The sequence below is a fragment of the Streptomyces paradoxus genome (assembly GCF_014202475.1).
GTDB classification, from domain to species: domain Bacteria; phylum Actinomycetota; class Actinomycetes; order Streptomycetales; family Streptomycetaceae; genus Streptomyces; species Streptomyces paradoxus.
Genome location: NZ_JACHGV010000013.1, coordinates 167,280 through 179,669, shown reverse-complemented (window position 1 = coordinate 179,669; position 12,390 = coordinate 167,280). Strand labels below are relative to the sequence as shown.

Annotated in this window: 10 protein-coding genes; 3 read left to right on the top strand and 7 right to left on the bottom strand. The window is 72.4% G+C overall.

Annotated features, from left to right (window positions below):
* Positions 1-109: 109 nt before the first annotated feature.
* Positions 110-1,297, top strand: a complete 1,188-nt coding sequence (locus HNR57_RS33075) for a Rieske 2Fe-2S domain-containing protein (protein ID WP_184565973.1) — start codon at positions 110-112, stop codon at positions 1,295-1,297.
* A gap of 29 nt (positions 1,298-1,326) precedes the next feature.
* Here HNR57_RS33075 and HNR57_RS39885 read toward each other — a convergent pair whose 3' ends face one another.
* The 3 genes from HNR57_RS39885 to proP all read right to left on the bottom strand — a co-directional run bounded on the left by HNR57_RS39885 (position 1,327) and on the right by proP (position 3,666).
* The gene (locus tag HNR57_RS39885) at positions 1,327-1,563 is read right to left on the bottom strand and encodes a hypothetical protein (protein ID WP_246555186.1); all 237 of its coding nucleotides are present in this window, start codon (positions 1,561-1,563) and stop codon (positions 1,327-1,329) included.
* A 78-nt stretch (positions 1,564-1,641) separates the two neighbouring features.
* Positions 1,642-2,055, bottom strand: a complete 414-nt coding sequence (locus tag HNR57_RS33070) for an SRPBCC family protein (protein WP_184565972.1) — start codon at positions 2,053-2,055, stop codon at positions 1,642-1,644.
* Between the two features lie 114 nt (positions 2,056-2,169).
* Entirely contained in the window at positions 2,170-3,666 is a 1,497-nt protein-coding gene (proP, locus tag HNR57_RS33065; protein WP_184565970.1) for a glycine betaine/L-proline transporter ProP, read from the bottom strand.
* A 233-nt stretch (positions 3,667-3,899) separates the two neighbouring features.
* Here proP and HNR57_RS33060 point away from each other — a divergent pair, with 233 nt between their 5' ends.
* On the top strand, positions 3,900-5,414 hold the full coding sequence (locus HNR57_RS33060) for an MFS transporter (protein WP_184565968.1): 1,515 nt from the start codon (positions 3,900-3,902) through the stop codon (positions 5,412-5,414).
* An 11-nt stretch (positions 5,415-5,425) separates the two neighbouring features.
* On the opposite strand, the gene HNR57_RS33055 is transcribed toward HNR57_RS33060, so the two are convergent.
* From HNR57_RS33055 to HNR57_RS33045, 3 genes are all read right to left on the bottom strand, one after another.
* Entirely contained in the window at positions 5,426-6,160 is a 735-nt protein-coding gene (locus HNR57_RS33055) for a hypothetical protein (RefSeq protein WP_221343331.1), read from the bottom strand.
* 75 nt (positions 6,161-6,235) lie between these two features.
* On the bottom strand, positions 6,236-7,897 hold the full coding sequence (locus HNR57_RS33050) for an amidohydrolase (RefSeq protein ID WP_184565966.1): 1,662 nt from the start codon (positions 7,895-7,897) through the stop codon (positions 6,236-6,238).
* A gap of 21 nt (positions 7,898-7,918) precedes the next feature.
* Positions 7,919-9,415, bottom strand: a complete 1,497-nt coding sequence (locus HNR57_RS33045; protein WP_184565964.1) for an APC family permease — start codon at positions 9,413-9,415, stop codon at positions 7,919-7,921.
* Positions 9,416-9,645: 230 nt separating this feature from the next.
* Between HNR57_RS33045 and HNR57_RS33040 the strand changes: the two genes are divergently transcribed.
* Complete coding sequence (locus tag HNR57_RS33040; protein ID WP_184565963.1) at positions 9,646-10,347, top strand: TetR/AcrR family transcriptional regulator; 702 nt, start codon at positions 9,646-9,648, stop codon at positions 10,345-10,347.
* 11 nt (positions 10,348-10,358) lie between these two features.
* Here the strand turns inward: HNR57_RS33040 and HNR57_RS33035 are convergent, their stop codons facing one another.
* Complete coding sequence (locus HNR57_RS33035; protein ID WP_376772314.1) at positions 10,359-12,128, bottom strand: ABC transporter ATP-binding protein; 1,770 nt, start codon at positions 12,126-12,128, stop codon at positions 10,359-10,361.
* Positions 12,129-12,390 lie beyond the last annotated feature (262 nt).

The window sequence follows — 12,390 nt, the reverse complement described above, 5'->3', positions numbered from 1 at the left end:
GACCGGCAGGCCGCGGTGAGGATGGACGGTGCCGGGCGGCCGCGTCGGCGGCTCGGTGCTGCCCGATGGGACGCGCGGCTGTCGCTGCCCGTACGCGCGAGGGAGAGGTATGACCGAGACCGACGAGGCCGGGGCCTTCTCCGCCGGAGCCGTGTGGCCCTCGGCGCACCGCGATCCGAGTACCGGCCTGGTCGACCTCCGGCGCGTCGGGGCGAACCCGGACCACTGGTATCCGGTCGCGCTGTCCAAGAACGTGCGCAGCAGGCGGACGTTCGCGGCGTCGTTCGCCGGCGAGCGCATCGCGCTCTACCGCGGGGAGAGTGGCACCGTGTACGCCCTGGAGGACCGGTGCGCACACCGTCAGGTGCCGTTGAGCATGGGCGTCGTGGAGGGCGAGACACTGCGCTGCTGCTACCACGCGTGGGCCTATCGCGGCGACGGCCGCATCTCGCAGATCCCCTACCTCGCCAAAGGCGACGGCCGGCCGCCGCGCGGCGTGCGCGGCTACCCCGTCCGCGAGGCGTACGGCCTGGTGTTCGCGTTCCCCGGTGACCCGGACAAGGCGGCCGCCACCCCGCTGCCCGATCTGCCGGCGTTCGGCTCGCCGCGGTACAAGACGATGACCTACTCCCGGACCGTGCGCTGCCACTACTCGTTCATGCACGAGAACCTCCTCGACATGAACCACCAGTTCCTCCACCGGGGCGTGGTGGGCAGGCTCCGTCCCGAGCTGCTCGACTCCCGGACCGACGAGCGGTCGGTGGAGGCCAGGTACCTGTTCAGCCACGCCGGGGGCAAGCGGAACCGGGGGGCCAGCCTGCTGGCCGCCGAGGGCATCGGCGGCAGTGACTCCCGCGACGTCATGACGATCCGCACCGAGTACCCGTACCAGACCCTCGACCTGGTCCCGGAGAACGCCGAGCGGCCGGCCTTCCGGCTCTGGGTCGCCTATGTGCCCGAGGACGCCGAGCAGCGCAGATGTCACACCTTCGGCCTGCTCATGATCGAGAAGCCGAGGATTCCCGGTGCCCTGCAGTTGGCCTGGCCGCTCATCAGGCGCTTCACCGAGCGGGTGTTCGCCGAGGACCGGATGGCGGTCGAGGCCGAGCAGCGGGCCTGGGACGAGCAGGGCGAGGACCGCAACCGCGAGGTGTTCTCCCTGATCCTGGACGTCCGGGAGGTGCTGCGCACCAACGGCGTCCCCATCCGCCCCCGGGCCGGCGCGTGCGGCGCCGCCTCGATGTGCGACGGACACGACCGCGGGCTGTTTCCTGGGGCGGACTCCGGCACTTACTGAGATCCCGGGCCCCGTCGGTACGGGCGCGCTCACGGCCGGGGGCCGGTCCGGTGCCACCGTGGGCGGGCGTCGGGGCCGCGGCGGCCCGCCACCGAGGCGCAGCGCGGGCATGGGCGCCGCACCCGGTCCGCGGCGCCGCCGGACTCGGGGAAGGTGTCAGGCCGGCCGACGTGCGGGAAGCGGACCAGCCGGGAACGGCTGAGGGAGAGGCCGCAGACCGTTTCGTTGCGGCCCGGTTCCCACGTGTGCACCTCGCCGGAGGACAGCCGGCGCCGCCCCTCCTCCTCGTCGGTCCACTGTCCGGACGCCGCGACGGCGTACTGCCTGCCGCGCGCCGCGGCGGCTCAGCCGGCCGCGTGGCCGACGTGCAGCCGCACCTGCTCCTCCAGCCGCCGCAGGCTGGTGTCCAGGGCGTCGGTGACGGCCTGCTCGCCCGGGTCGTGGCCCTCGTCGAAGAACGACAGGTGCACGGTCACCTCACTGGCCCCGCCGTCGAGCCCGGCGACCTGGAGCCAGCCCGCGTACTCGCCCTGGTCACGGGTGCCCCATTCGAGCCGCATCTGGTCGGGCCGGGCACGGAACAGGGCGGAGGTGTCCTCGTCGGTGCGGTCCTCGTGCACGGTGACGGCCGGCAGCTGCCCGGCTTCCACGTGCAGGGCCTCCGGCAGCCAGCTGTCCAGCCGCCCGACGTGCGCGGCCTGGTCGAAGACGTGCTCGGGCTGTGCGGGCATCGTGCGGGAGCGTTCGTACTCGGTCATCGCCTTACCGGCCTCGCCTCGGGGGTCGTAGCGCGCACCGCGTTCCCGGCCCGCCACCGCCTAATCGCGAAGGCCCCGTCCGCAACGGTCGCGGACGGGGCCTCCGCCCGTCGGTCAGAACCTGGGCCGCGGGGACTGCGCCTGCACCAGTTCCCGGGCCTCCGCCTCCGTCTCCACGGACGGCGGGGAACCGGCCAGCGGCTTGTTGGCGGTCTCGCGCATGCACAGCACGGCGATGACGCCGATGACCGCGGCGCCGGTGGCGTAGTACGCCGGCATCAGGGTCGAGTCGAAGGCACTGATCAGAGCCGTGATCACCAGGGGTGTCGTACCGCCGAAGACCGAGGTGGCCAGGTTGTAGGCCACCGAGAGCGAGCCGTAGCGCACCTGCGTGGGGAAGATCGCCGGGAGCGCCGCGGACATCGTGCCGAGCATCGGCAGCAGGGAGAGCCCCATCAGCAGCAGACCCACGGTGATGAGGACGACGTCGCCCTGCCGGATGAGCCAGAACGACGGCAGGGAGAGGAACAGGAACCCGAGCATCCCCGCCATCAGCAGCGGCTTGCGCCCGAAGCGGTCCGAGAGGCGCCCGACCTGGTTGATGAGGCACATCTGCAGCACCATCACCACGACCAGGATCAGCAGGCCGTGGTTGGTGCCGTAGCCCAGCTCGTCGGACAGGTACGTCGGCATGTACGACAGCAGCATGTAGTCGGTGATGTTGTACGCCGCCACAAGCGCGAGGCACAGCAGCAGCGGCCGCCAGTACCGGGTGAAGATCTTGCCGAGGTCGGCGGCGGCCGAGGTCTCCACGGCGTCGGCGGCCTCGCTCGCCTTCGCCTGGCCGCCCTCCAGCTTCTGGAAGGCGGGCGTCTCGTCCAGCTTGAGCCGCAGGTAGAGCCCGATGAGGCCGAGCGGGGCCGCGACCAGGAACGGCACGCGCCAGCCCCACGACAGCATCTGGTCGTCGCTGAGGAGGGTCTGCAGCAGGACGACGAGGCCAGAGGCCCCGACATAGCCGGCGAGGGTGCCGAGCTCCAGGAAGCTGCCGAAGAAGCCGCGCCGCTTGTCGGGCGCGTACTCGGCGATGAACGTCGAGGCGCCGCCGTACTCCCCGCCGGTCGAGAAGCCCTGCACCAGCCGGAAGAAGATCAGCAGGGCCGGGGCCCACAACCCGATCGCGGCGTGCGAGGGGACCAGGCCGATGGCGAAGGTGCCCACCGCCATCATGATCATGGTGAGGGAGAGGATGCGCTTGCGCCCCACCTTGTCCCCGAGCGGCCCGAAAACCATGCCGCCCAGCGGGCGCACCAGGAAGGCCACGGCGAACGTCGCGAAGGACCCGAGCAGCTGGGCGGTGTCGTTGCCGGAGGGGAAGAAGACCCTGCCGATGGTCGACGCCAGATAGCTGTAGATGCCGAAGTCGTACCACTCCATGGCGTTGCCGAGGGCGGCGGCCTTGGTGGCCCGCTTGACCGCGGCCTCGTCGGTCACCGTGATGTCGCTGCGGCGCAGCTTCGGGTGACGTCGTTTCTCGATCGCCCGGAACAGCACCCGGTGTCGTCTCACAGCCGCGGGATCCACCGACTCGTCGTTGCCGGGCGCCGCCATCACGTGTTTCCTTTCGCCGGTCGCATTCCCAAGCCCAACGCCTGCACAGATCTCGCGCGCTCAAACGAACCCCTTCGCGCGGCGCCCGGTCGACCACGGAGCGTGACGCAGGGGTGCTCAGGGTGAGAGGCGGGCCGCCGCGCCGTCCGGGAGGATCTCCGGGACGGGTGTGTGTCCGTGCCCCGGCGGGGGAACTTGACTCGCCGGGTGCGTGCCTGGTGAGAGGAGCCCAAGTGACAGCGTCGGCGGAGGGCGGCCGGAACCAGGGCGGGCAGCAGGACGGGTACGAGCCGGACCCGAGGCGGTGGCGGGCCCTGTGGGTCACGCTGGTGGCCGGTTTCATGAGTCTGCTGGACGTGTCGATCGTGGCGGTCGCCCTGCCCACCATCCAGCAGCAGCTGGACGCCTCCGCGGCCGAGGTGCAGTGGGTGGTGTCCGGCTACGCCCTCTCCTTCGGCCTCGCCCTCGTCACCGCCGGCCGCCTCGGCGACGCCCTGGACCGGCGCCGCATCTTCCTCGTCGCCCTCAGCGGCTTCGTGCTGTTCAGCGCGGCCTGCGGAGCCGCCCCGAACATCACGCTGCTCGTGGTGGCCCGGCTCGCCCAGGGCCTGGCGGCCGGCTTCATGGCCCCGCAGAACTCCGCGCTCATCCAGCAGATGTTCCGGGGCGCCGAACGAGGCCGCGCCTTCGGCTTCTTCGGCGCCACCGTCGGTATCTCCTCCGGCGTCGGCCCCCTCGCCGGCGGCCTGATCCTCGCACTGGCCGACGGCGCCCAGGGCTGGCGCTGGATCTTCTACGTCAACGTCCCCATCGGCGTCCTCGCGGTCCTCCTCGGACGCCGCCTGCTGCCCCGCACCCGGCGTTCCGGCCGCGAACACGTCGACCTGCCCGGCGTCGTGCTCCTCGGCCTGGGTGTCCTCGCGTTCATGTATCCGCTGGTGCAGGCGGAGACCGGCGGCCTCGCCCGGCTGTGGTGGATGTTCCCTGCCGGCGCCGGGCTCCTGTTCGCCTTCACCCGCTGGCAGCACCGCCTGCTGGACCGCGGCCCCCAGCCGCTGCTCGACCCACGACTGTTCACCACCGTGCGCGGCTACGCCGTCGGCGCCGGCGTCGGCACCCTCTACTTCATCGGCTTCAGCGGCGTCTGGCTGGTCTTCGCCCTCTTCTACCAGCACGGTCTGGGCTTCTCCCCGCTCGAATCCGGCCTCGCCGTGACGCCCTTCGCCCTCGGCTCGGCCTTCGCGGCCGCCGTCTCCGGGCGGCTGGTGGACCGGCTCGGCCGGCTGCTCACCGTGGGCGGGCTCACGGGCGTGATCCTCGGGCTGGGCGGCACCGCGCTGCTGTTGCGCTTCGCGCCCCTCGACATCGCGCCCTGGATCGCCGCCCCGGTCATGTTCCTCGGCGGCGTCGGCGGCGGGTGCGTGATCTCCCCGAACATCACCATGACGCTGCGCGACGTGCCCGTGCACATGGCGGGAGCGGCGGGCGGCGCCCTGCAGACCGGGCAGCGGCTCGGCGCCGCGGTGGGCACCGCCGCCCTGCCCGGCCTTTACTACCTGGTGCTGGGCAGCAGGAGCGACGACTACCGCGGCGCCCTCTTCCTCGCGATGGCCGCCGGGCTCGTCGGCATGGCCGCGTCGCTGGCTCTCGCGGCGTACGACTGGCGGCGCGACCGGCGGACCGGCGAGCCGCACCGCGCCTGCCCGGACGACGTCGCCCACAGCCCCGTGCACGCCCGGCAGGCCTGAGCGTCATCCGCTCACGAAGGCTGCGGCTGGGGCTCCGGCGGGGCGGGGGCGTCGTGGTCCAGGTCGCCGCGCAGCGCGCCGAGGGTGAAGGCCGTCATGGACGTCAGGAGCAGCAGCGCGAGCGGCCCCCAGATCGCCGGCAGGGCCCAGAGCGGCCAGTCGTTGGCCGCCTGCGCCCAGAGCGTCAGGGTCGCCGTGCCGCCCAGTGCGACGCCGTGCCACCGCACCATCTTCGCCGCGGTCGCGTGCCGCGGCTCGCCCCGCGCGAAGAGGGGCCACAGTCCGCCCACGAGGGCCGCCAGGCCGAACGAGACGCAGGCCAGCGCACCGCCCAGACGGTCCTCGGGCCATCCCACCGGCCCGTCGGACGTCTGCTGCCGCCGGCGCTCGGAGTCCCGTACCTCGACGACCTGACCGTGCCAGATCACCCCGACGACCTTCTCGCCCGGCTGCATCCCGGACATCACGGGCTCGGTGCGCCGGAACGTCACCTCCCACGGCTTGCCCGACGGCAGCACCAGCTCCGCCACCGGGGACTCGCTCCGCTCACCGCGGTTCATGGCGGCGCGCCGTACGGTGAACTGCTGCTCCCACACGCACCCGGACGCCTCGACGGGGGCGGCGGCGCAGGCCGACGCGCCGCGGTACTCCCGCTCCCGCTCCAGCGCCCCGCGGATCTCGGAGGCGGATGCCACCCCGACGCCGAGAGCGACGACCGCGAGCAGCACCCACATCACGGACCGCATGACTCCGTGCCCCGACCCTCCCACCGTGCCTCATCCCCCTCCACGCCCGCGAACCCGCGAGCATTGGACCACGCCTCAGGTGCCGGTGTGGACCCGCCGGCCGTCGACGAAGGTCTCCAGGACCCGGGTGGCGGCGATCTCCTCGGGCGGACCCGCGAACGGGTCGCGGTCGAGGACGACGAGGTCGGCGGACTTGCCGACGGTGATGCTGCCGGTGGTGCCGTCGAGATGGTTCACGTACGCGCTGCCCGCCGTGTACGCGGCGATGGCGGTGCCGAGGTCGGTGCGCTGCTCCGGGAAGAAGGCCGGGGTGCCCTCGGGAGCCTCGGGGGATACCCGGTTGACGGCCACATGGATGGCCTGGATCGGGTCGGGGCTGCTGACGGGCCAGTCGCTGCCGGCGGCGAGGGTCGCCCCGGCACGCAGCAGATCCCCGAAGGGATACTGCCACGCGCCGCGCTCCGCCCCCAGGAAGGGCAGGGTCAGTTCGTCCATCTGCGGTTCGTGGGCGGCCCACAGCATCTGCAGGTTGGCGCTCGCGCCCAGCGCCCGGAAACGGGGCAGGTCGTCGGGGTGGACGACCTGGAGGTGCGCCAGGTGATGCCGGGAGTCACGTTGGCCGTTGGCCGTCCGGGCGGACTCCACGGCGTCGAGTGCTTCCCGCACCGCGCGGTCACCGAGCGCGTGGAAGTGCACCTGGAAGCCGTGCGCGTCCAGTTCGGTGACGTACTTCCGCAGCTCACCCGGCTCCACGAAGCTGATGCCGCTGTTGTCCGAGGTGCAGCCGCAGCCCGTGAGGTAGGGGGACAGCATGGCCGCGGTGTGGTTCTCGGCGATACCGTCCTGCATGATCTTCACGGTGCCGGCGCGGAACCGGTCCCGGCTCAACTCCTCACGCCGGGCCACGAGTTCGCCGATCTGCTCGGCGCCGCGCTCACGGTCCCACCACAGGGCGCCGACGACCCGGGCGGTGAGCAGACCCCGGTCCAGGGCCGTCAGGTAGGCCGGAGCCGGGTCGGTCAGGTTGGCGTACGTGCCGACGATGGCGTCCTGCCAGGCCGTGACGCCGTGCGAGTGCAGCACGGCCTGGGCCCGCAGCAGGCCGGCGAGCTGCTCCTCCGGTGTGGGGTCCGGCACCAGCCTGCCCACCAGGTGGACCGCGCCCTCCTGAAGCATCCCGGTGGGGTTGCCCGCGGCGTCGCGCTCGATCCGGCCGTCGGCGGGATCGGGGGTCCGGGCGTCGATGCCCGCGCGTTCCAGGGCCCGGCTGTTGACCCAGGCGCCGTGGTGGTCGCGGTTGGGCAGGAAGACGGGGCGGTCCGGGACGATCGCGTCGAGGGCGGCGGCCGTGGGGGAGCCGCCGGGGAACGCCTCCAGGGACCAGCCTCCCCCGGTGATCCACTCGATGTCCGGGTGCTCCTTCGCGTACGCCCCGATCCTGCGCAGGTACGCGTCCGCGTCGGTGGTGTCGCCGAGATGGCACTGGCCGAGTTCGAGGCCCGCGCCCATCGGATGGACATGGGCGTCCTGGAAGCCCGGCAGCAGCAGCTTCCCGGCCAGGTCGACGACCTCGGTACGGGGCCCGATCAGCTCGCGCACCTCGTCGTGGCCGACGGCGACGATCCGCCCGCCGCGCACGGCCACCGAGGTGGCGCGGCTGCGGGCCGGGTCGACGGTGTGCACCGGACCGCCGGTCAGGACGAGGTCCGCGGGTCCCTGGGCAGGGGGGTGTGACATCGGGGTGAACTCCAAGGAGGGTCAGACCGGCGTGCGGTCCATCGGCAGGGTGAGGGCTTCGGCGTCGGTGCCGCGCCCGGTGGTGAAGTAGGACGAGCGCCGGACGTACTTGGCCACGGCGGCCATGACGAGACCGGCGAGCACGATCACGGCGGGCAGCGAGAACATGAACCAGCCGTTGTCCGGGCTCAGTTCGAAGTGATCGCTCATCGTGAGGTACGAGTAGCCGAGGTAGGCGCCGAGACCCAGCAGCACCAGCCCGGACAGCGCCGGCACGATGACGGCGAGCAGTGCCTCGCGGGGCCCCTCGTGCCGCGCGGCGCGGAAGCGCACGGCGCAGGCGAGCGCGGTCAGGCCGTAGTAGAGCGCCACGATCAGGCCGATGGCGTTGACGGCGGCCAGCAGCATGTCGCTCAGCTTGGGGATCGCGAAGGCGAGCACGGCGATACCGGCGGCGACGGACATCACCACGACCGTCCCGGCGGCCGGTGTGCCGTAGCGCGGGTGGACCCGGGTCCACAGCGGGCCCATGGTGCGGTCGCGGCCCATGGCGAGCAGGCCGCGCGCCGTGGGGATCAGGGTGGCCTGCACCGAGGCGACGGCGGAGAACATCAGGGCGATCAGGGGCAGCGTGGCCCAGGGCTCGGCGGCCAGTTTCTCCCCGAGGTAGCCGAGGGCCTGCGGGCCGTTGCGGACGAGTTCGGCCAGGCTCATCTCCCGCTGGAAGGCCACCGACGCGAAGAGGAACAGGCCGAGCATCGCGAACAGGGCGATCAGTCCGCCCCGCGCCGCGTCGCCCGGGTCCTTCGTCTCCTCGGTGACGCTGAACGCCGCGTCCCAGCCCCAGAAGAAGAACACCGCGAGGACCATGCCCTGGGCGAAGGCGGTGCCGCTGGAGATCTCGAAGGGGTTGAACCAGGACAGGGACACCGCGTGGTCGCCGGTGACCAGGGCCCAGCCGCAGAAGCCGAGCAGCACCGCGTACTCGAAGACCAGCAGCGCGAACTGGAACCGGGTCGCGCTCCGGACGCCGGTGACGGCCAGGGCGGTCAGGGCGAGCAGGACCACCAGCCCGACCGCCGTACAGACACCGGTGGACGTCGGATCGAGGGCGATGCCGGCCAGGCTGCGCAGGCCGGCCTTGTTGGCGAAGGCCAGCACGACCGAGCCCATGATCGCGCTGGTGTAGGCGCAGAAGATGACCGAGCCGACCAGTGTCACCCAGCCGGTCAGGAAGCCGGGCCAGGGGCCGAGGGATCTGCCGACCCAGGTGTAGCCGTTGCCGCAGTTGGGTTCGGAGCGGTTGAGACGGGCGTAGGCGAGGGCGATGCCCAGCACCGGCAGGAACGCCAGCAGCAGGAGCGCCGGCGCCTGCAGGCCCACGATGGTGGCGATCGTGCCCATGCCGATGGCGATGCTGGTGGTGGCCGCGGTGCTGGACGCGGCGATGGCGACGCCGTCGACGACGCCGAGGGAACGGCGCAGCGCGGGGCGTGGCTGGGGCGGTGCGGACGACATGAAGGGCTCCTCTGGGAACGGGGTGGGAAGAGCCGCGCGGGACTGTGATGGAACATCCGGCGCCCACATTGGGTCAACCCTGTTGACGTAAGGCGACGGGGGTCGTTCACTGCGTTACGCGAGGACCGTGCGTGCGCGAGGAGCCGCCGGTGTGCGCGAGGCCTTCGTGTGGCCTTCGTGCGGCCTTCCGTGTGCGAAGCCTTCCGTGTGCGAGGAGAGGAGTCCCGGTCATGACCACCCGCGTCCCGCAGGAACGCCGGCGTCGCCGGCCGACCCGTTCGGGGGTCCTGCTGTCGGAGGACCTGATCGTGGAGACCGCGCTGCGGCTCATCGGCGAGCACGGGCCCGAGGCGCTGAGCGTGCGCCGGCTCGGCGCGGCCCTGGGCTGCGACCCGACCGCGCTGTACCGCTACTTCCACGACACCGACGACCTCGTGCTCGCCATCGCGGACCGGATCATCGGCGACGCGATGGCCGGCTTCACGGCCGGGGACGACTGGGTGGCCTCGCTGCGCGAGATGGCCCTCAGGGTCCGCGCGGGATACCTCGCCCATCCCCGCGCGGCGGCCATGGCGGCCCACCGCGTGACCCGGCGACGCAACGAGATCCGCGCCGTGGAGACGGGGATCGGCCTGCTGCTCACCGCGGGCTTCCCCCCGGCCGACGCCGCACGGCTCTACCTGGCCTTCATCGACACCGTGCTCAGCCACGCCGCCACGGAGGCGGCGTTCCACGCTCTCCCCCCACAGCAGCGCCAGGCCGACCACCGGTCGTGGCGCGACGTCTACCAGGACCTCGATCCGGCGTCCTACCCGTCCCTGACCCTGGTCCGCCGGGAGCTGCCCGCGATGGCGGACAGCTCCTTCGAACCGGCGGTGGACCTCCTCCTGGAGGCCCTGGCGGCGCGGGCACGGGCACTGAAACGGAGGTGAGCGACCCTGCGCTAGACCACCTCGGCCCGCCCGGGGGTGTCGTCCAGGAAGCCGCCCGACTGGTGTTGCCACAGCTTCGCGTAGGCACCGCCGTTCGCGAGCAGTTCCTGGTGGGTGCCCTGCTCGACGATCCGGCCGCGGTCGAGGACGACGAGCTGGTCCATGCCGGCGACCGTGCTCAGCCGGTGCGCCACCACCAGTGCGGTCCGCCCGTCCATGAGCCGCCACAGCGCCTCCTGGACCAGCAGTTCGCTCTCGGAGTCCAGGGCGCTGGTCGCCTCGTCGAGCAGCAGGATCGGCGCGTCCCGCAGGATCGCCCGGGCGAGGGCGACCCGCTGGCGCTGCCCGCCGGACAGCTTGACGCCCCGCTCGCCGACCATGGTGTCGAAGCCGTCCGGCAACGCGTCGGCGAACTCGGTGACATGGGCCGCCTCGGCCGCCCGGCGGATCTCGGCGTCGGTGGCGTCCGGCCGGGCGAAGGCGATGTTGTCCCGCAGGGTGCGGTGGAACATCGCCGGGTCCTGCGGCACGTACGCGATCCGGCCGCGCAGGTCGGCCTGGCGCACCCGGCTGATGTCCTGGCCGCCGACCAGGATGCGGCCGCCGTCGATGTCGGTCATCCGCAGCAGCAGCCGGGTGAGCGAGGTCTTGCCGCCGCCCGACCGGCCCACGAGACCGACCTTCGCCCCGCTCGGCACGGCCAGGTCGAGCCCTTCGAAGAGCGGCCGGCCGCCCCGGTGGGCGAAGGTCACCTTCTCGAAGCGGACGTCGGCCGCCCGGGTCCGCAGCGGTTCCGGTGCCGGCGGGTCGAGCACCGTCGGCGGCGTCAGGAGCAGTTCGGTGAACTGCGCGGCCTCCGTCATCGAGCTTTCCAGCCGGCGGTATATCTGGTTGAACTCGAACATGATCCGGGTCGCGTTGCTGTAGTAGGCGAAGGCCACCACGATGGCCTCCACGCCGTGCGCGCCGCCGCCCAGCGTCACCGCGAGCAGCAGGCCCATCGCGTTGGTGAGCACGGACATCGGCGCGACCAGCGTGTCGATGCGCAGGTTGCCGTAGTCCCACGACCGCATGGTGAGCCGGCGTGACATCGCGACCCGGGACCGGTGTTCGGCGGCCTCGCGCTCCTCCGCGGCGAACGCCCGCACGGTGTCCATGTTCATCAGGCTGTCGGCGACATGGCCCGACACCCGCGCGATCGCCTCCTCACGCCGGTCGACGAGCGCCTGCCGGCGCCGGATGAGCGGCACGACCAGCACCGCCGTCAGGGCGATCATCACCAGGAGACCGACGACGAGCAGCGGTTCGTAGCGCCACAGCACCACCGCGCCGAACACCAGTGGCACGAAGCTCCCCACGATCTGGAACGTCAGTGTGTCGACGAACTGCTCGAACCGGGAGGCGAAGCTGAGGACCCGCTTGGTCAGCGAGCCGGCGAAGTTGTCGTGGAAGAACGCGGCGTCCTTGGCGAACAGTTCGTCCATGCCGACCACGTAGAGGTGCTCGATGCCCAGGGCGTCGAGACGGTTGAGGCAGTGCAGGGCGACGCGCCACAGCGCCTCCGCGGTCAGCAGGACGCCGGCGAAGGCGAGCACGTACGGCAGCGTCGAGCCGGCCGTGACGTCCTCGTTCCCGGCGATGTCGCCGACGAGTTTGGCGACGATCAGCGGCGCCACGTAGTTGATTCCGATGTTGCCCAGCGCCGAGAGCAGCATCGCGGGTGCCGCCCACCGGCGGAGCCGGGACAACTCCCGTCCGTAGTAGCGAAGTGCGAGAAGCACCGAGCGCCTGCCCGGTAAGACCCTGTGTGTTTCCGGCGTTTCCATCCCACCCCTGTGTCGTCCTGTGGCCGCCCGCCGCGCCGCGCGTGCGGGCAGGGGCCATCACCGCAACGGATGCGTGAGGTTTCGGGTCGAGTCCGGAAGTGTCCCGCGATACCGGCCGCGGAGTCCAAGCGTTTTCCGGCCGGGCGGTGGTGTGCGGGGAGCGCCAAGGGGCACGGGGGCGGACCGGGGTGACGGTCGCCGCGCCCGGGGCGTCCCG

Bases quoted from the DNA above. Each gene is read 5' to 3' on its own strand.
- HNR57_RS33075 (WP_184565973.1), top strand. From the start codon at position 110: ATGACCGAGACCGACGAGGCCGGGGCCTTCTCCGCCGGAGCCGTGTGG.
- HNR57_RS33070 (WP_184565972.1), bottom strand. From the start codon at position 2,055: ATGACCGAGTACGAACGCTCCCGCACGATGCCCGCACAGCCCGAGCAC.
- proP (WP_184565970.1), bottom strand. From the start codon at position 3,666: ATGGCGGCGCCCGGCAACGACGAGTCGGTGGATCCCGCGGCTGTGAGA.
- HNR57_RS33055 (WP_221343331.1), bottom strand. From the start codon at position 6,160: ATGCGGTCCGTGATGTGGGTGCTGCTCGCGGTCGTCGCTCTCGGCGTC.
- HNR57_RS33050 (WP_184565966.1), bottom strand. From the start codon at position 7,897: ATGTCACACCCCCCTGCCCAGGGACCCGCGGACCTCGTCCTGACCGGC.
- HNR57_RS33045 (WP_184565964.1), bottom strand. From the start codon at position 9,415: ATGTCGTCCGCACCGCCCCAGCCACGCCCCGCGCTGCGCCGTTCCCTC.
- HNR57_RS33040 (WP_184565963.1), top strand. From the start codon at position 9,646: ATGACCACCCGCGTCCCGCAGGAACGCCGGCGTCGCCGGCCGACCCGT.